The organism is Terrabacter sp. NPDC000476 (genome assembly GCF_040300125.1).
Taxonomy (GTDB): Bacteria; Actinomycetota; Actinomycetes; order Actinomycetales; family Dermatophilaceae; genus Terrabacter.
Genome location: NZ_JBEPDF010000001.1, coordinates 142,094 through 159,160 on the forward strand (window position 1 = coordinate 142,094; position 17,067 = coordinate 159,160).

The following is a 17,067-nucleotide window of genomic DNA, read 5'->3' on the forward strand; positions in this document are numbered from 1 at the left end:
TCGACCGGAACGCCGCCTCACACGGCAGCGTGAATGACCAGGCGCTGCCGGGTGTGGCGCAGGTGTCGGCCAAGACCACGACGGAGGGCTCCCGTGTGGCAGCCTTCGATGGGTGCCTGTGACTGAGACGTGTTCGCGACCCATCCCCGGCGGCCGTGCCTTCTGGTGGACGAAGACGTGGTGGACGGCGGCTGCCGGGCTGCCGGTCCGGGTCGTTCCGATAGCCGACATCAGCGAGTTCGACGAGGACTGTTGGTTCGACGGCCGTTCCCCCAGCTGCCGCGAGGTCGCCGAGCACTCGCGGCGCATTCAGGAGGCCGACCTCCGTCACCCCGTCATCCTGGCGTCGGACGGCACGCTCGTGGACGGTGGGCACCGCATCGCGAAGGCCTGGCTCGAGGGACGTGAAGCTGTCGACGCCGTTCGCCTCGCCTCCGACCCCGAGCCCGACTGGGTGGTCACGGCGCCTGACGAGAAGGATGCCTCAGGGTGAGCCGTCAGCCCTGTCGGGCGTGATGTCGGCTCACCCACGCAGCGCGTCCGGTATCGACAGCGCTCGTGTCAACGACGCCGGTCCCCAGCGCGTCGACCGGGTCGGGGTCGCGAAGTGCTCGGCAGGCAGGAGGACCGACAGGGGCTCGAGGGAGTCGGCCGGTGCCGGATCCGGAGCCGACTCCCACAGCACCCCGACGCGCGTGGCCGTGACTCGCCGGGCCGGCAGCAGGGATGCGACCTCCCGGTAGGGCGTCCCCAGCCACGTCCACCACGGTGTCCGGGGCGGTAGTCCCATCCAGCTGTCCTGTCGCTCGAGAGGGCGATGAACCGACTCGGTGCGGCCGTCGGCCCTTAGCGACCGCCCGGACCAGATGTGGTCCCGCGTGACGGTCGCGCAGGCGTAGAAGGCAGGAAGTCCGTCAGCCAGCGCGAGGAAGACCCTCCGCGCGGCCTCGCGCCAGTCGGGCGACCGAAGGGCTTCGGCGTGCACGCTCAGCGACATCGACCAGAACGGGCCGGAGAACTCGTCAGCCGGGCCGGCATCCATGGCTCCGTCCGCGCACACTCCTGTCCCCGTGAACGAGATGAAGGAAGTGGCGTCTCGCCAGGACCGGAGAAAGCCCTCAGCACCGCCGTCGTCATATCGACCCTGCAACGGCTCGTGCTCCCCGAACCTGCGCGGAAGGGCCTCGGGCAGGTGCCGCTCGACGGTCTCGAGGAACACGGTCGGCGTGCCGTCGTCGATGTCGGCCCGCAGGCAGAACCATTCCAGCTCCACGACGTCGACCCGCGTGGTGGGTTCGGGTCGTCGGAACGACCGCGATCGCGACCTCGACCACACCCGTTCGGTCTGCTGGTCGACGACGGCGCCGTCGGTCGACTCCGCCAGGCGTCTGGCGAAGCGGATGGCGTGCTGGATGCTGACCTCCGCACTCCCCTCCACGGCGGCGATGCGGTAGAGGTACGAGGCGTCGAGCAGCACGGCTGACACCTCGGCCGGCACGTCCTCCGGATCGATGGGGGCCGGGCCGTCGAGGGTGAAGCAGTCGTTCCCTCGCGCGCCGCGCAACACGGTCAGGCACCCCGGCGTCGACGGTCCGACGTGGAGGCCGGAGCTGGCGGCGAGCAGATCGCGGAGCCCGTCGCTCGCGAGCGGTCGCCGAGCGAACACCTCGAGGTCGTACGACATGGCCGCATGCTGTCACGGGCGACGGTGGAAGGGCGTCGATCGGGGTGTGCGCACGGTGGCGGTGGCCGACGAGAGCTAGCTCTCGGAGACCGCCGCGGACAGAGCCTCGCCGAGGATGCGGCCGGCCTCGGGGAAGCGGGCCGGGTCGGCGCCGGAGTAGTTGAGGCGGACGAAGGGGCCGGTCGGCTCTGCCGGGAACCACTCACCGCCGGGCGCGACGACGAGGTCGCGTAGCTCGCACTCGCGCACCAGGTCACTGACGTCGGTGCCCTCGGGCAGCCGGGCCCAGAGGTTGAGCCCGCCCGGAGGCAGCTGCTGGAGGTGGACCGTGGGTGCCCCGTCGCGGACGCTCTGGACGAGCAGGTCGCGGCGGGCCCTGAGCTGGTTGCGCATCGCGCGAAGGTGGGTGCTCCACCCGGGCTGGGTGACGACGTCGAGTGCGGCCGCCTGCAGCACGCCGCTCACGTACATCGTCTCGGCGGCCCGGTCGGCGAGGAGCCGTTCACGGGCCGGCCCGCGGGCGATGACGGCGGCGACGCGCAGGGCCGGGGAGACGCTCTTGGTCAGGGACCGGAGGTAGACGACGTGACCGTCGCCGTCGTGGCCGACGAGCGGCGCGGGGTCGGTGTCGATGCCCAGGTCGTGGGCCCAGTCGTCCTCGACGAGGAAGGCGTTGCGGGCGCGGACGATGTCGAGGATGGCTCGTCCGGTGTCCGGGGACCACTGTGCCCCGGTCGGATTGGCGAAGTTGGGCTGCGCGTAGAACGCGCGCGCACCGGTCAGCGCGAAGGCCCGCTCGACCTCTTCGGGGTCTGGACCGGACGGGCCGCTCGGGACCGGCACGAGGACGACCCCCGCCTGCTCGGCGGCGAGGATCGCGCCCCAGTAGCTGGGAGACTCGATGACGAGCGGCTGCCCCGGGCCGACGAGCGCCCGGAAGATGGAGCTGAGCCCGCTCTGGCTGCCGGCGACGACGAGGGCGTCCCGGGGCGAGGGCGGGGCGAGTCCCGTCGGCGTGGCCTCGGCGACCTGGCCGACGAACCAGGCCTGCAGCTCGGGCAGGCCGGCGGTCGGGGTGCGCGTCACGGCGGCCTCGGTGCGGGCCGCGCGCGTGAGGGCCGCGCGGACGAGCCGTTCGGGCAGCAGCTCTCGGGCGGGGTAGCCCGAATGGAGCTGGATGGCGTCCGGGGCCGATGTGCGCTGGGTGGAGGACAGCTCGCCACCCCGGGTGCGTGGCGCGCCGAGGGCGGCGGTCTGCCAGCCGAAGTCGGGCGGCCGCGCCGTCACTGTCGCACGCGTGAACGCGCCCACCCCGGGTCGGGTCTCCACGAGACCCTCCGCCGTGAGCCGCCGCAACGCCTTCTGCACCGTGATCGGGCTCGCGCCGTGCTGCTTGACCAGCGCCCGGGTCGAGGGCAGCCGGCTCCCGGGTGGCGCGGTCCGTGCCCAGGAACGAAGTGCCGCGGTGATCCTCGCTGCGCTATCGTGGTCCATGAATCGACAGAGTAGCGCTATCGCTGCCGTTCGACCGCCGCTATCGACCCAGCGGGCCACCTCCGGCCCTGGCTGGGGCCTGGTGGGAGTCGTCGCCTTCTCCTTCACCGTGCCGTTCACCCGGGTCGCCGCGCACGACGGGCTCTCACCGCTGTTCATCGGCGCGGGGCGGGCCGTGGTGGCCGCCGCCCTGGCTGCTGCCGTGCTGACCCTGACGCGGCAGGCCAGACCGACCGGGCGCCAGTGGCTCCGGCTCGCGGTCGTGGCGGCCGGGGTCGTGGCGGGGTTCCCCCTGCTGACCTCCTACGCCCTGCAGACCGCGCCGGCCAGCCACGGCGCCGTCGTCGTCGGGCTGCTACCGGCGGCGACGGCGGCGGTGGCGGTGCTGCGGGGCAAGGAGGGCGTGTCGCGGGCGTTCTGGCTCTTCGCGGCGCTCGGTGCCGTCGCGGTCGCCGCATTCGCGGCCGTGCAGGGGGGCGGGCTGGGCGGCCTCCACGGCTCGGACGCGCTGCTCGTCGGGGCCGTGCTCGCGGCCGCGGTCGGCTACGGCGAGGGCGGCCTGCTCGCGCGGGAGCTCGGATCCTGGCAGACGGTCTCCTGGGCCCTCGTCCTGTCGGCCCCGCTGATGCTGGCGCTGACCGTCCGTGCCGTCGTCGACGAGCCACCGGCGGCGTCGGGGTCGCAGTGGCTGGCCTTCGCGTACCTGTGCGTCGTGTCGATGTACCTCGGCTTCTTCGCCTGGTACCGCGGGCTCGCCATCGGTCCCATGGCGCAGGTGAGCCAGGTGCAGCTGGTGCAACCCGTGCTGAGCATCCTCTGGGCGGCCCTGCTGCTGGGTGAGACGGTCACCGCGCCGACGGTCCTCGGCGGGCTGGTCGTCATCGCCTGCGCCTGCCTCGCCGTGCGCGCCCGCTTCCGCGGCGACCGCGGCGACCGCGCCCACGGCGCGCCGGGCCGAGTCGCGACGGGCTGAGTCGCGACGAGGGCTACTCGACCGTGAACTCGACCGCGTACGAGTCGCCGACCTCCGACTGCAGCCGCTGCGAGAGCTCCCACCCTCGCCGACGCCAGACCCGGTAGGCGGCCTCGTCGACGACGGCGTACCGGTGCTCGCGCACCCCAGGAGCTCCTCCCAGTCCCGCGCCCACGCGCGGAGCTCGTCGCGCAGCCAGTCCGACACGCCCAGCGTGTCGAGGTCGGCCATGCCGGTGTCGACCCACACCGGGTCGGCGCAGTAGTCCGGGAACACCCGCAGCACGGCAGCACGTTCGGCAGATCTCGACACCCCGGCATCCTCCCTCTCGTCGGGTGTGGTCACCAGCCTCGCGCGCGCCACTGCGGCAGGTGGGGACGCTCGGCGCCCAGCGTCGAGTCGTCGCCGTGGCCGGGGTAGAACCACGTCTCGTCGTCGTAGACGTCGAAGACGCGCGTCGTCACGTCCTCGATGAGCGACTCGAAGCTCTGGCCGGGGTTCTTCGTGTTGCCGATGCCGCCGGGGAAGAGGCTGTCGCCGGTGAAGAGGTGGGTGCGCCCGTCCGGGTCGCCGGCGTCCTCGTAGGCGAGCGCGATCGACCCGGGAGTGTGGCCGCGCAGGTGCACGACGTCGAGTGTGACGTCGCCGAAGGCCACGGTGTCGCCGTGCTCCACGCGCACGTCGACGGGCACGGGCAGGGCGTCCGCGTCGTCGGCGCCGGCGATGGTGCGCGCGCCGGTGGCGGAGACGACGGCGGCGAGCGCACCGACGTGGTCGTGGTGCGAGTGCGTCGTGACGACCGCGTCGAGCCGACCCGACCCCGTGGCGCCGACGAGCTCGAGGAGTCGCTCGGCCTCGTCGGCGGCGTCCACGAGCAGCTGTGCGCCGGTCGCGCGGCAGGTGAGCAGGTAGGCGTTGTTGCCGAACCCGCCGACCTCCGCCTTGCGGATCGTCAGCGCCGGCAGCTCCCGCACCCCCGCGGGCCCGTTCGCCTCGACGTGGCCGGTGTAGTCGCCGGTGCTGTCGCGGGTGCTGTCGCCGAGGTCGTCGTCGCGTGTGCTCATGGTCATCCTCCGAAGGGCAGGGTCGGGACGGGGCCGTCGAACGCGACGCCGTCGGTGCGTCCGCGGGCGAGCCACATCAGCACGTCCGCGCGGGAGCCGGAGACGCGCGTGCGGCCGTCGCCGACGACGTGCTCGTCGCCCTCCGTCGTCGTGATGCGCAGCGAGGGCGGCTCGTCGTCGTGGGCGAGACGGTTGGCGGCGTCGCGCAGGAAGAGGGCGGCCACCTCGGGCGGCGCGTCGGCGAAGCCGTACCCGGCGTCGAGGTCGACGTGGTGGTAGACGAGCTCGCGCAACCGCATGAACGGCACCATCGTGACGGCGATGGGGAAGCCGCCTGGGGTCCGCTCGACCTTCACTTCTTGGTGCCGATCGCCCTCTGCCGCAAGCTTTTCGAGCCGTTCCGCGAGTCGCTGCGCCGAGTCGCGCAGGTCGGTTCCGTGCTCGGATGCCGACCGCGCCGCGCCCGCGTCGATGTCGGCGTCGCGGGTGGCGACGTCGTCGTACATCGTGTCGGGCCGGCCGGTGAGCGCCACGTCGCCGACCCGCACGAGGGCGTCGGCGTTGCGGGCCAGGTGCGCGAGCACGTGACCCCGCGTCCAGCCCTCGCAGAGCGACGGAGCGGCCAGCGCGTCGTCGTCGAGACCCTGCACGGTCGTGAGCAGGCGGGCGGTCGCCTCCTCCACGAGGGCTGGTGTGACGTCGGCGTGCTTCATGGCTCTCCTTCGGTCGGGCTTCGGTCGGGCGTCGGTCGGGCGTCGGTCGGCCGGGTCAGGTGGCGGTCGCCCGGGCCAGCGCCAGGGCGGCGCCGACGAGCGTCAGGTGCGAGAACGCCTGCGGGAAGTTGCCGACCATCCGCTGCGCGACGGGGTCGTACTCCTCTGACAGCAGCCCGACGTCGTTCGTCAGGGCGACGAGGCGGTCCATGAGCTCCGTCGCCTTCTCGACCATCCCCGCCTTGGCGTATGCCGTCACGAGCCAGAACGAGCACGCGAGGAAGGGGTGCTCGTCGCCGGGCAGTCCGTCGACGCCGGCCTCGGTGCGGTAGCGCATCACGAGGCCGTGGCGCAGCAGGTCGCGCTCGACGGCCTCGATCGTGCCGAGCATCCGGGGGTCGTCGCCCGCGACGAAGCCGACGGCGGAGAGGGTGAGCAGCGAGGCGTCGACCTCGGTCGTGTCGTAGTGCTGCACGAAGGTGTTGGTCTCCGTGTCGAAGCCCTTGCTCAGCACCTCCTCGCGCACCCGGTCGCGCAGCTCGCGCCACTGGTCGACGGGACCGTCGAGGCCGTGCTGCTCGACGGCGCGGATCGCGCGGTCGAACGCCGCCCACACCATGACGCGGGAGTGCGTGAAGTGGCGCAGCGGGCCGCGGATCTCCCACAGCCCGTTGTCGGCCTCCTGCCAGTGCTCGGCGAGGTGGTTGACGAGGGCGCGCTGCAGGTGCCACGAGTCGTCGTTCTCCTCGAGCCCGCGGGCCCGGGCGTGGTCGAGCGAGATCATCACCTCGCCGAGCACGTCGGTCTGGCGCTGGTCGACGGCCGCGTTGCCGACGCGCACAGGCCACGACCCGGCATACCCGGGCAGGTGCTCGAGGATGCGCTCGGGAAGGTCGCGACCGCCGTCGACGCGGTACATGATCTGCATGTCCTCGGGGTCACCGGCGACGGCGCGCAGCAGCCAGTCGCGCCAGAGCGCGGTCTCCTCGATGTAGCCGCAGCCGAGGAACGCCTCGAGCGTCAGCGCGGCGTCGCGCAGCCAGCAGAAGCGGTAGTCCCAGTTGCGCTCGCCGCCGAACTCCTCGGGCAGCGAGGTCGTCGCGGCCGCCACGATGCCCCCGGTCGTCGCGTGCGTCAGCGCGCGCAGGACCAGGAGCGAGCGGGTCACGTGATCGGCATACGGCCCCTCGTAGTCGCTGTGCCGGGCGTACTCCTCGCTCAGCGCGATCGTCTCCTCGATGCGGGCGCGCACCCGGAGCGGGGGAGGGATCTCCTCGTGGCTGCGGAACCACGTCGTCGAGAAGGTGTAGGTCTGACCCGCGGTGACGTCGAACTCGTCGACGTGGTGGCCGTCCTGCGCGTGCGGCAGGCGCGCCCCGCGCAGCACGAGCATGTCGGGCCCGGCGATGGCGGTGATGATCTCGTCGGTGTGGTCCTCGCGGTCCTCCGTGTGGCGCATCACCCAGGGTCGGGTGCGCCCGTAGTTGAAGCGCACCGTCCACTCGTGCACCATCCGCACCGTGCCCTCGAGCCCCTCGACCCGGCGCAGCACGTCGGACCGGCCGTCACCGAGCGGCATGACGTCGGTCACCCGCACCCGGCCCGTCGCCGTCTCGTGGATCGTCTCGAGCACGAAGGAGTCGCCGACGTAGCGGCGCGTGGTCGTCGCGTCCGGGTCGACGGGGGCGAGCAGCCAGCGGCCGTTGTCGGGCGTGCCGAGCAGCGCGGCGAAGCAGGCCCGCGAGTCGAACCGCGGCAGGCACAGCCAGTCGATGGAGCCACGCCGGCTGACGAGGGCGGCGGTGCCGAGGTCGCCGAGCACGGCGTAGTCCTCGATCGGGGTCGGCACGGGCTTGCTCATGGGCCGAGTATGCCGTCCGCGCCGTCGCGGGGCGCGACCCCCCGCCGCGCGGGGGGGCGTCCGCCGGCGACCGCCGATACGAGGACTGTCGGTGGGCGCACCTAGCATGTTGCGCGTGACTGTTACGCCCACCGGCAACGCCCATTCCCTCGTCGTCCGCGGCGCGCGCGAGCACAACCTGCGCGACGTCTCCGTCGACCTCCCCCGAGACAGCCTCATCGTCTTCACGGGGCTCTCCGGGTCGGGCAAGTCGAGCCTCGCGTTCGACACGATCTTCGCGGAGGGCCAGCGCCGCTACGTCGAGTCGCTCTCGGCGTACGCCCGGCAGTTCCTCGGCCAGATGGACAAGCCCGACGTCGACTTCATCGAGGGCCTCTCGCCCGCCGTCTCGATCGACCAGAAGTCGACGAACCGCAACCCGCGCTCGACGGTCGGCACCATCACCGAGGTCTACGACTACCTCCGACTGCTCTTCGCGCGTGCGGGCCGCCCGCACTGCCCCGTCTGCGGCGAGCCGGTCACCCGGCAGTCGCCGCAGCAGATCGTCGACCAGCTGCTCACCCTCGAGGACCGCACCCGCTTCCAGGTGCTCGCGCCCGTCGTCCAGGGCCGCAAGGGGGAGTTCGTCGACCTGTTCGCCGAGCTCCAGACCAAGGGCTTCTCGCGCGCGCGGGTCGACGGCGAGGTCGTCTCGCTCGCCGAGCCGCCCGCCCTCGAGAAGCAGCGGAAGCACACGATCGAGGTCGTCGTCGACCGCCTCGTCGCCAAGGGCGACGACGCCGGCTCCAAGCGTCGCCTCACCGACTCCGTCGAGACCGCCCTCGGCCTCGCCGGCGGCGTCGTCATCATCGACTTCGTCGACCGGGAGCCCAAGGCGAAGGACCGCGAGCGCCGCTTCAGCGAGAAGATGGCCTGCCCGAACAACCACCCGCTCGGCATGGACGAGATCCAGCCGCGCTCGTTCTCGTTCAACTCGCCGTTCGGCGCGTGCCCCGAGTGCACGGGCATCGGCACCGAGCTCGAGGTCGACCCCGAGCTCGTCGTGCCCGACGACGACCTGTCCCTCGCCGACGGCGCCATCGCGCCGTGGGCGCAGGGCTCCGGCTCGGCCGAGTACTTCCAGCGCGTCATGGGGGCGCTCGCCGAGGACATGAAGTTCTCCATGGACGCGCCGTGGCGCGCCCTGCCGGCCCGGGCCAAGGAGGCCCTGCTGCACGGCCAGAACTACAAGGTGCATGTCAAGTACAAGAACCGCTACGGCCGCGACCGCTCCTACACGACCGGCTTCGAGGGGGTCGTGCCCTTCATCAAGCGGCGCCACTCCGAGACCGACTCCGAGTGGAGCCGCGACCGCTACGAGGGCTTCATGCGCGAGGTGCCGTGCCCCGTCTGCTCCGGCGCGCGCCTCAAGCCCGAGTCGCTGGCCGTGCTGCTCGGCGGCAAGAACATCTCCGAGGTCTGCGGGCTCGCGATCCGCGACGCCGCCGGCTTCCTCGACACCGTCGACTTCACGCCCCGCGAGCGGCAGATCGCCGAGCGCGTCATCAAGGAGATCGACGCCCGCCTCGGCTTCCTGCTCGACGTCGGCCTCGACTACCTCTCGCTCGACCGGCCCGCCGGCACGCTCTCGGGCGGCGAGGCGCAGCGGATCCGGCTCGCGACGCAGATCGGTTCGGGCCTCGTCGGCGTGCTCTACGTCCTCGACGAGCCCTCGATCGGCCTGCACCAGCGCGACAACCACCGCCTCATCGAGACCCTGACCCGGCTGCGCGACCTCGGCAACACGCTCATCGTCGTCGAGCACGACGAGGACACCATCGCGACCGCCGACTGGGTCGTCGACATCGGCCCCGGTGCGGGCGAGCACGGCGGCCACGTCGTGCACTCCGGACCGGTCAAGGGCCTGCTCGAGCACCCCGACTCGCTCACCGGCATGTACCTCTCCGGGCGTCGGGAGATCCCGTCGCCCGAGGTCCGCCGCGGCCACGACGGGCGGCAGATCACCGTCAGCGGCGCCCGCGAGAACAACCTGCAGAACGTGTCGGTCGACTTCCCGCTCGGCAACCTCGTCGCCGTCACCGGCGTCTCCGGCTCGGGCAAGTCGACGCTCGTCAACGACATCCTCTACAACGTCCTCGCGAACAAGCTCAACGGCGCACGCCACGTGCCGGGCCGGCACAAGACCGTCACGGGCCTCGACCAGCTCGACAAGGTCGTGCACGTCGACCAGAGCCCGATCGGGCGCACCCCCCGATCGAACCCGGCCACCTACACCGGCGTCTTCGACAACATGCGCAAGCTCTTCGCCGAGACGACCGAGGCCAAGGTGCGCGGCTACCAGCCGGGCCGGTTCTCGTTCAACGTCAAGGGCGGGCGCTGTGACGCGTGTTCCGGCGACGGCACGATCAAGATCGAGATGAACTTCCTGCCCGACGTCTACGTCCCGTGCGAGGTGTGCCACGGGGCCCGGTACAACCGGGAGACGCTGGAGGTGCACTTCAAGGGCAAGACGATCGCGGACGTGCTCGACATGCCGATCGAGGAGGCCGCCACGTTCTTCGAGGCGGTCCCCGCGATCGCGCGTCACCTCAAGACCCTCAACGACGTCGGCCTGGGCTACGTGCGCCTCGGCCAGCCGGCGCCGACCCTCTCCGGTGGTGAGGCCCAGCGCGTCAAGCTCGCGAGCGAGCTGCAGAAGCGATCCACCGGACGCACCATCTACGTCCTCGACGAGCCGACCACCGGTCTGCACTTCGAGGACATCCGCAAGCTGCTCGACGTGCTCCAGGGCCTCGTCGACAAGGGCAACACCGTCATCGTCATCGAGCACAACCTCGACGTCATCAAGAACGCCGACTGGATCATCGACATGGGGCCCGAGGGCGGCTCCGGCGGTGGCACGGTCATCGCCGAGGGCACCCCCGAGGACGTCGCCGAGGTGGCCGCCAGCCACACCGGCCGCTTCCTCAAGCCGATCCTCGAGCGCACGGCACGCACGACCACCCGGGCGACCGCGCGCAAGGCGGGCTCCCAGGGTGCTGACGGCGCGCGCACAGCCGCGTCGCGCACCGTGAAGAAGACGGCGACGGCTGCGGCCGGCAAGTCCACCACGTCCAGCAAGGCCACCACGGCACCCAAGGCACCCAAGGCGAGCGGTCGCGCACGAGGGGGTGCCACGACCGCCGCCGCGAAGAAGACCACGTCGAGCACGACCGTCAGCAAGACGAGGTCCAACGCCACGACCCGGAAGAGGAACGCATGACCCAGGCCACGCACTCCAGTCCCACCGAGCCGAACCCGAACGACCGCATCTCCTCCCTCACCGACCGCCGCAACGTGCTCAAGGTGGTCGGCGTCGTCGCCGGCGCCGGTGCGCTCGCGGCCTGCAGCAGCCCGCCCGTGCCCGCCGCCACCCCGGACACCTCCGTCGGCGCCTCGTCGACCCCCGCTGGATCCTCGTCGTCGGCGGCGGCGACGACCGAGGCCGGCTCGGGAGGCGGTGCGGCCGGCGGCCAGCCCACCTCCGAGATCCCCGTCGGCGGCGGCAAGATCTTCGCCGACACCAAGACGGTCGTCACCCAGCCGACCGCCGGCACCTTCAAGGCGTTCGACGCGGTGTGCCCCCACCAGGGCTGCACGGTCGGGTCCGTCGACGGCGGGCAGATCGTCTGCCCGTGCCACCAGAGCCACTTCGACATCGCCACGGGCGACCGCGTCTCCGGGCCGGCCCAGACCGGCCTGACCGCGAAGACGATCACCGTGAGCGGCGACTCCTTCACCGTCAGCTGACACGCGCGTCGTATGCCGCCCGCCCGGGTCGGGAGGGCGGCATACGGCGTCGTCGGTGGGCCGACATAGGGTGGTGGCGTGGCGCATCCGAGCACCTACCGACCGAAGCCGGGGGAGATCCCGACCGATCCGGGGGTCTACCGGTTTCGGGACGCCCACGGCCGGGTCATCTACGTCGGCAAGGCCAAGTCGCTGCGCCCGCGGCTCTCGTCCTACTTCCAGGACATCACCGCGCTGCACCCGCGCACCGCGACGATGGTCACGACCGCCGCCTCCGTCGAGTGGACGGTCGTGCGCACCGAGGTCGAGGCGCTCCAGCTCGAGTACTCCTGGATCAAGGAGTTCGACCCGCGCTTCAACGTCAAGTACCGCGACGACAAGTCCTACCCCTTCCTCGCCGTCACGATGGGGGAGGAGTACCCCCGCGCGCAGGTCATGCGCGGCGCCAAGCGCAAGGGCACGCGCTACTTCGGCCCCTACGGCCACGCGTGGGCGATCCGGGAGACGCTCGACCTGCTGCTGCGCGTCTTCCCCGTGCGCACCTGCTCGTCCGGGGTGTTCAAGCGGGCCGCCGCGAGCGGGCGCCCGTGCCTGCTCGGCTACATCGACAAGTGCTCGGCGCCCTGCGTCGGCCGGGTCAGCGCCGACGAGCACCGCGCCATCGCGGAGGACTTCTGCGACTTCATGACGGGCAACACGACGCGGTTCGTCAAGCGCCTCGAGACCCGCATGAAGGAGGCGGCCGCGGAGCTCGACTTCGAGCAGGCCGCCCGGCTCCGCGACGACATCGGGGCGCTCAGCAAGGCGCTCGAGAAGCAGTCCGTCGTGCTCGGCGACGCGACCGACGCCGACGTCTTCGCGCTCGCCGACGACGACCTCGAGGCGGCGGTCCAGGTCTTCCACGTGCGCGGCGGCCGCATCCGCGGTCAGCGCGGCTGGGTCGTCGAGAAGGAGAGCGAGGACCTCCCGAGCCTCGTCGAGCACCTGCTGCTGCAGGTCTACGGCGACGTGGAGCGCGAGGCGATCCCGCGTGAGGTGCTCGTGCCGACGCTCCCCGCCGATCCCGAGGCCGTCACCGAGTGGCTCTCGTCGGTGCGTGGCTCGGCCGTGTCCGTGCGGGTGCCCCAGCGCGGCGACAAGCGGACCCTGAGCGAGACGGTGCGCCGCAACGCCGAGCAGTCGCTCGCCCGGCACAAGGTGGCCCGCGCGGGCGACCTGACGCTGCGCAGCAAGGCCCTGCAGGAGCTGCAGGAGTACCTCGGGCTCGACGACGCGCCGCTGCGCATCGAGTGCTACGACGTCAGCCACGTGCAGGGCACCAACGTCGTGGCCTCGATGGTCGTCTTCGAGGACGGCCTGCCCCGCAAGAGCGAGTACCGCCGGTTCATCGTGCGCGGCACGGCGTCGGGCGCCGACGACGAGCCGGTGACCGTCGACGACACCGCCGCGATGCGCGAGGTGCTGACCCGCCGGTTCCGGCGCTACCTCGAGGACGCCGAGGGCGCCGGAGACCTCGACCTGTCTTCCGGCGTCGTCGGTGGGGACACCGCCGGCGGTGCCACCCCGGGCACCGGGGACGACGACGGTGATGCGTCACCGTCGGGGCCGATCGACCCCGAGACGGGCCGGCCGCGGCGTTTCGCCTACCCGCCCAGCCTCGTCGTCGTCGACGGCGGCCTGCCGCAGGTCAACGCCGCCCAGGCCGTGCTCGACGAGCTCGGCATCGAGGAGGTCGCACTCGTGGGCCTCGCCAAGCGGCTCGAGGAGGTGTGGCTGCCCCGCGACGACCACCCGGTCATCCTGCCGCGCACGAGCGAGGGTCTCTACCTGCTCCAGCGACTCCGCGACGAGGCGCACCGCTTCGCCATCACCTTCCACCGCCAGCGCCGCTCCAAGGCGATGACGACCTCGCAGCTCGACGGCATCCCGGGCCTCGGGGAGAGCCGGCAGAAGGCGCTGCTGCGACACTTCGGTTCGGTGAAACGACTTCGGGCGGCGGAGGAGACGGACATCATGGCCGTACCCGGCATCGGACCGTCGCTCGCCTCCGCCATCGTCACGCACCTGGCCCAGGGCGCCGCCCCGGAGCCGGCCGTGAACCTCACGACGGGAGAAGTGCTCGAATGACCGCCGACCCAAGCCCCGACCCGGGTGCATCCCTGGCCGACGCGCCCATCGTCATCGTCACCGGCATGAGCGGTGCCGGTCGCAGCACGACCGCCAACGTCCTCGAGGACCTCGGCTGGCTCGTCGTCGACAACCTGCCTCCGCAGCTGCTCACGCACCTCACCGAGCTGCGCGACCAGGCGCGGCAGCGCGACCCCGCGGTGCGCCCGCAGCAGGTGGCGGTCGTCGTCGACGTGCGCACCGGGGGCTGGTTCGCCCAGCTCGACGACGCCATCCGCGCGGCCCGCAGCCGCGGCGAGCGGCCGAGCCTCGTCTTCCTCGACGCCACCGACGAGGCGCTCGTGCGCCGCTTCGAGAGCGTCCGTCGCCCGCACCCGCTGCAGGGACAGGGCCGGCTGCTCGACGGCATCCAGCGTGAGCGCGAGCTGCTGCTCGACCTGCGGTCGTCGGCCGACGTCGTCATCGACACCTCCGGCCTCAACGTCCACCAGCTGAGCGCCAAGCTCTCGTCGCTGTTCGCCGGCGACCGCCAGGTGCAGCTGCGGATCGCGGTCATGTCGTTCGGGTTCAAGTACGGCCTGCCGCTCGACGCCGACGTCGTCTTCGACATGCGGTTCCTGCCCAACCCCTACTGGGTGCCCGAGCTGCGCGCCCTCACCGGACGTGACCGGCCGGTGAGCGAGTTCGTCATGAAGCAGCCCGGGGCGGGGGAGTTCATCGACCGCGCGGCCGACCTGCTCGACACGATGATCGACGGCTACGTCCGCGAGGGGCGCCGCTACGTCACGGTCGCCGTCGGCTGCACCGGCGGCAAGCACCGTTCGGTGGCGACGGCCGAGGCGCTGAGCGCCCGGCTCGGGGGTCGCGACCGCGTCGACACCTTCGTCGTCCACCGCGACCTCGGCCGGGAGTAGCCTCCGCCCGTGACCATCCGCACCCCCCTCGCCTCGGCGCACCACCGGCGCATCGTCGCCCTCGGAGGTGGCCACGGACTCGCCGCGGCCCTGACCGCCCTGCGCCTGCTCACCGACGAGGTGACCGCCGTCGTCACCGTCGCCGACGACGGCGGATCGAGCGGGCGGCTGCGCGAGGAGTTCGACGTGCTGCCACCCGGCGACCTGCGGATGGCGCTGTCGGCCCTCTGCGACGACAGCGACTGGGGGCACACGTGGCGCGACGTGCTCCAGCACCGTTTCGCGGGCTCCGGGGAGCTCAACGGCCACGCCCTCGGCAACCTCATGATCGTCAGCATCTGGGAGCTGCTCGGCGACACCGTGGCCGGTCTCGACCTCGTCGGCCGGCTCCTCGGGGCGCGGGGTCGCGTGCTGCCGATGGCGGCCGAGCCCCTGCAGATCGTCGCGGAGATCCACGGCCACGACCCGGACCGGCCCGACGCGACGGTCGAGGTGCGCGGCCAGCACCGCGTCGCGTCGTCGCCCGGGGTCGTGTCGTCGATCGGCATCGTGCCGACCTGCCCCGAGCCGTGCGCCGAGGCGCTGGCGGCCGTCGGCGAGGCCGACTGGGTCATGCTCGGGCCCGGCTCGTGGTTCACGTCGGTCATGCCGCACCTGCTCGTCCCCGGCCTGGCCGACGCCCTCGTGGCCACCCCGGCCCGTCGCCTGCTCAACCTCAACCTCGAGGTCGGCAAGGGCGAGACACGCGACTTCCGGGCGGAGGACCACCTCGCCTCGTTCGCCGCGAACGCCCCCGACCTGCGCCTCGACGTCGTGCTCGCCGACCCGAGCGTCGTCTCCGACCCGGCCTCGCTGCAGGCCGCGGCGACCGACCTCGGGGCCGAGCTCGTCGTCGCCCCGGTGTCCGCGCGGGGCGAGCCGGGGGTCCACGACCCCCTGCGGCTCGCGGCAGCGCTCAGGGACGTCATCGACTGACCGTCGAAAGGCCACTCTTTGCGGGTCCCCCACTGTCGAAAGGCCACCGCTTGCGGGTCCCCAACCGTCGAGGGGCCACCGCTTGCGGGTCCCCAATCGTCGAGGGGACAAGCTTCGCGGTGACCAAGCGGTCGAGTGGCCACCGTTCGTGACGAGGTATGCCACCCGGTGCCGATCCGCTGGTGCGTGCGGGCGTGGCTCCGGCTGCGGACGGCATACGACCTCGGTGGGCTGGTGACTGCTCGGGCGTGCGGGACGCGCAGCAGACCCGCACGGACTGGCCTCCCGACGGTGGGGGACCCGCAGACTCTGGCCTTTCGACGGTGGGGGACCCGCAGACTCTGGCATTTCGACGGGGGAAGGGGCTCGCGGTCTCGGGTGCTTGATCCGGGTGGCAGGATGGCGGGCATGGCCATGACAGCAAAGGTGAAGGACGAGCTCTCCCGCCTCGAGGTGACCAAACCCTGCTGTCGCAAGGCCGAGGTGTCCACGATGCTGCGCTTCGCCGGGGGTCTGCACATCATCGGCGGCCAGATCGTCGTCGAGGCCGAGCTCGACACCGCGAACGCCGCGCGCCGGCTGCGCCGCAACATCGCGGAGGTCTACGGGCACAAGAGCGACGTCCTCGTGCTCGCCGCCGGCGGCCTGCGCCGCAGCTCGCGCTACGTCGTCCGGGTCGTCGAAGAGGGCGCCACCCTCGCCCGCCAGACCGGGCTCATCGACTCGCGGGGCCGGCCGGTGCGCGGCCTGCCGCCCAAGGTCGTCAGCGCGGCGACATGCGACTCCGAGGCTGCGTGGCGCGGCGCGTTCCTCGCGCACGGCTCGCTCACCGAGCCCGGCCGCTCGTCGGCCCTCGAGATCACCTGCCCGGGCCCGGAGGCAGCGCTCGCCCTCGTCGGTGCGGCCCGTCGCCTCGGCATCCAGGCCAAGGCCCGTGAGGTGCGCGGCGTCGACCGCGTCGTCATCCGCGACGGCGACGCCATCGGCGCCATGCTCATCCGCCTCGGGGCGCACGACGCCGTGCTCGCCTGGGAGGAGCGCCGGATGCGCCGCGAGGTGCGCGCGACGGCCAACCGGCTCGCCAACTTCGACGACGCCAACCTGCGCCGGTCGGCCCGCGCCGCCGTCGCCGCCGGGGCCCGCGTCGAGCGCGCCATGGAGCTGCTCGGCGAGGAGATCCCCGACCACCTGCGCGAGGCCGGGGTGCTGCGCCTCGAGCACAAGCAGGCGAGCCTCGAGGAGCTCGGCCAGCTCGCCCAGCCGCCGATGACGAAGGACGCCGTGGCGGGCCGCATCCGGCGGTTGCTCGCGATGGCCGACAAGCGTGCCGAGGAGCTCGGGGTGCCCGGCACCGACGCCAACCTCACCGCCGACATGCTCGAGAGCTGACCGGCCGCACTCGACGGGCCCCGGGAGGGCTGAGCGCACGCTCACCCGACCCTGAGACTCCCGGGTCGCCAGCAGAGGTGACGC

14 protein-coding genes are annotated in these 17,067 nt (G+C 72.5%); 8 read left to right on the top strand and 6 right to left on the bottom strand.

The annotated features are described in order from the left end of the window. Positions 1 to 112: 112 nt before the first annotated feature. On the top strand, positions 113 to 493 hold the full coding sequence (locus ABT295_RS00640) for a hypothetical protein (protein WP_352392497.1): 381 nt from the start codon (positions 113 to 115) through the stop codon (positions 491 to 493). 30 nt (positions 494 to 523) lie between these two features. Here ABT295_RS00640 and ABT295_RS00645 read toward each other — a convergent pair whose 3' ends face one another. Then, positions 524 to 1,684: a hypothetical protein gene (locus tag ABT295_RS00645; protein ID WP_352392498.1), complete on the bottom strand. Its 1,161-nt coding sequence runs from the start codon at positions 1,682 to 1,684 to the stop codon at positions 524 to 526. Between the two features lie 75 nt (positions 1,685 to 1,759). Then, complete coding sequence (locus tag ABT295_RS00650; RefSeq protein ID WP_352392499.1) at positions 1,760 to 3,178, bottom strand: aminotransferase-like domain-containing protein; 1,419 nt, start codon at positions 3,176 to 3,178, stop codon at positions 1,760 to 1,762. Here ABT295_RS00650 and ABT295_RS00655 point away from each other — a divergent pair. Further along, positions 3,177 to 4,151, top strand: a complete 975-nt coding sequence (locus tag ABT295_RS00655) for a DMT family transporter (RefSeq protein WP_352392500.1) — start codon at positions 3,177 to 3,179, stop codon at positions 4,149 to 4,151. The two genes, ABT295_RS00650 and ABT295_RS00655, sit on opposite strands and share 2 nt — an antisense overlap. A 13-nt stretch (positions 4,152 to 4,164) precedes the next feature. Here ABT295_RS00655 and ABT295_RS00660 read toward each other — a convergent pair whose 3' ends face one another. The 4 genes from ABT295_RS00660 to ABT295_RS00675 form a co-directional block, all read right to left on the bottom strand. Continuing rightward, positions 4,165 to 4,296: a hypothetical protein gene (locus ABT295_RS00660; RefSeq protein ID WP_352392501.1), complete on the bottom strand. Its 132-nt coding sequence runs from the start codon at positions 4,294 to 4,296 to the stop codon at positions 4,165 to 4,167. 196 nt (positions 4,297 to 4,492) lie between these two features. Then, positions 4,493 to 5,215 carry an MBL fold metallo-hydrolase gene (locus ABT295_RS00665; protein ID WP_352392502.1) on the bottom strand — a complete coding sequence of 241 codons (723 nt, stop codon included), beginning with the start codon at positions 5,213 to 5,215 and terminating at the stop codon, positions 4,493 to 4,495. Positions 5,216 to 5,217: 2 nt separating this feature from the next. After that, complete coding sequence (locus ABT295_RS00670; RefSeq protein ID WP_352392503.1) at positions 5,218 to 5,928, bottom strand: maleylpyruvate isomerase family mycothiol-dependent enzyme; 711 nt, start codon at positions 5,926 to 5,928, stop codon at positions 5,218 to 5,220. A gap of 55 nt (positions 5,929 to 5,983) precedes the next feature. Continuing rightward, positions 5,984 to 7,789 carry a glycoside hydrolase family 15 protein gene (locus tag ABT295_RS00675; protein WP_352392504.1) on the bottom strand — a complete coding sequence of 602 codons (1,806 nt, stop codon included), beginning with the start codon at positions 7,787 to 7,789 and terminating at the stop codon, positions 5,984 to 5,986. A 106-nt stretch (positions 7,790 to 7,895) separates the two neighbouring features. Here ABT295_RS00675 and uvrA point away from each other — a divergent pair, with 106 nt between their 5' ends. The 6 genes from uvrA to whiA all read left to right on the top strand — a co-directional run bounded on the left by uvrA (position 7,896) and on the right by whiA (position 16,983). Then, positions 7,896 to 11,051: an excinuclease ABC subunit UvrA gene (gene uvrA / locus ABT295_RS00680; protein WP_352392505.1), complete on the top strand. Its 3,156-nt coding sequence runs from the start codon at positions 7,896 to 7,898 to the stop codon at positions 11,049 to 11,051. After that, positions 11,048 to 11,578 carry a Rieske (2Fe-2S) protein gene (locus tag ABT295_RS00685; RefSeq protein ID WP_352392506.1) on the top strand — a complete coding sequence of 177 codons (531 nt, stop codon included), beginning with the start codon at positions 11,048 to 11,050 and terminating at the stop codon, positions 11,576 to 11,578. The genes uvrA and ABT295_RS00685 overlap by 4 nt, the downstream gene beginning before the upstream one ends. A 78-nt stretch (positions 11,579 to 11,656) precedes the next feature. Further along, complete coding sequence (gene uvrC / locus ABT295_RS00690) at positions 11,657 to 13,705, top strand: excinuclease ABC subunit UvrC (protein ID WP_352392507.1); 2,049 nt, start codon at positions 11,657 to 11,659, stop codon at positions 13,703 to 13,705. After that, complete coding sequence (rapZ, locus tag ABT295_RS00695) at positions 13,702 to 14,619, top strand: RNase adapter RapZ (protein ID WP_345505499.1); 918 nt, start codon at positions 13,702 to 13,704, stop codon at positions 14,617 to 14,619. The genes uvrC and rapZ overlap by 4 nt, the downstream gene beginning before the upstream one ends. 9 nt (positions 14,620 to 14,628) lie before the next feature. After that, on the top strand, positions 14,629 to 15,594 hold the full coding sequence (locus ABT295_RS00700; RefSeq protein WP_352392508.1) for a gluconeogenesis factor YvcK family protein: 966 nt from the start codon (positions 14,629 to 14,631) through the stop codon (positions 15,592 to 15,594). Between the two features lie 408 nt (positions 15,595 to 16,002). After that, complete coding sequence (whiA, locus tag ABT295_RS00705; protein ID WP_352392509.1) at positions 16,003 to 16,983, top strand: DNA-binding protein WhiA; 981 nt, start codon at positions 16,003 to 16,005, stop codon at positions 16,981 to 16,983. Positions 16,984 to 17,067: the final 84 nt, after the last annotated feature.

Excerpts from the sequence above, each read along its gene's own strand:
- ABT295_RS00645 (WP_352392498.1), bottom strand. The coding sequence starts at position 1,684 with ATGTCGTACGACCTCGAGGTGTTCGCTCGGCGACCGCTCGCGAGCGAC.
- ABT295_RS00655 (WP_352392500.1), top strand. The coding sequence starts at position 3,177 with ATGAATCGACAGAGTAGCGCTATCGCTGCCGTTCGACCGCCGCTATCG.
- ABT295_RS00650 (WP_352392499.1), bottom strand. The coding sequence starts at position 3,178 with ATGGACCACGATAGCGCAGCGAGGATCACCGCGGCACTTCGTTCCTGG.
- ABT295_RS00665 (WP_352392502.1), bottom strand. The coding sequence starts at position 5,215 with ATGAGCACACGCGACGACGACCTCGGCGACAGCACCCGCGACAGCACC.
- ABT295_RS00670 (WP_352392503.1), bottom strand. The coding sequence starts at position 5,928 with ATGAAGCACGCCGACGTCACACCAGCCCTCGTGGAGGAGGCGACCGCC.
- ABT295_RS00675 (WP_352392504.1), bottom strand. The coding sequence starts at position 7,789 with ATGAGCAAGCCCGTGCCGACCCCGATCGAGGACTACGCCGTGCTCGGC.
- uvrA (WP_352392505.1), top strand. The coding sequence starts at position 7,896 with ATGTTGCGCGTGACTGTTACGCCCACCGGCAACGCCCATTCCCTCGTC.
- ABT295_RS00685 (WP_352392506.1), top strand. The coding sequence starts at position 11,048 with ATGACCCAGGCCACGCACTCCAGTCCCACCGAGCCGAACCCGAACGAC.
- rapZ (WP_345505499.1), top strand. The coding sequence starts at position 13,702 with ATGACCGCCGACCCAAGCCCCGACCCGGGTGCATCCCTGGCCGACGCG.
- whiA (WP_352392509.1), top strand. The coding sequence starts at position 16,003 with ATGGCCATGACAGCAAAGGTGAAGGACGAGCTCTCCCGCCTCGAGGTG.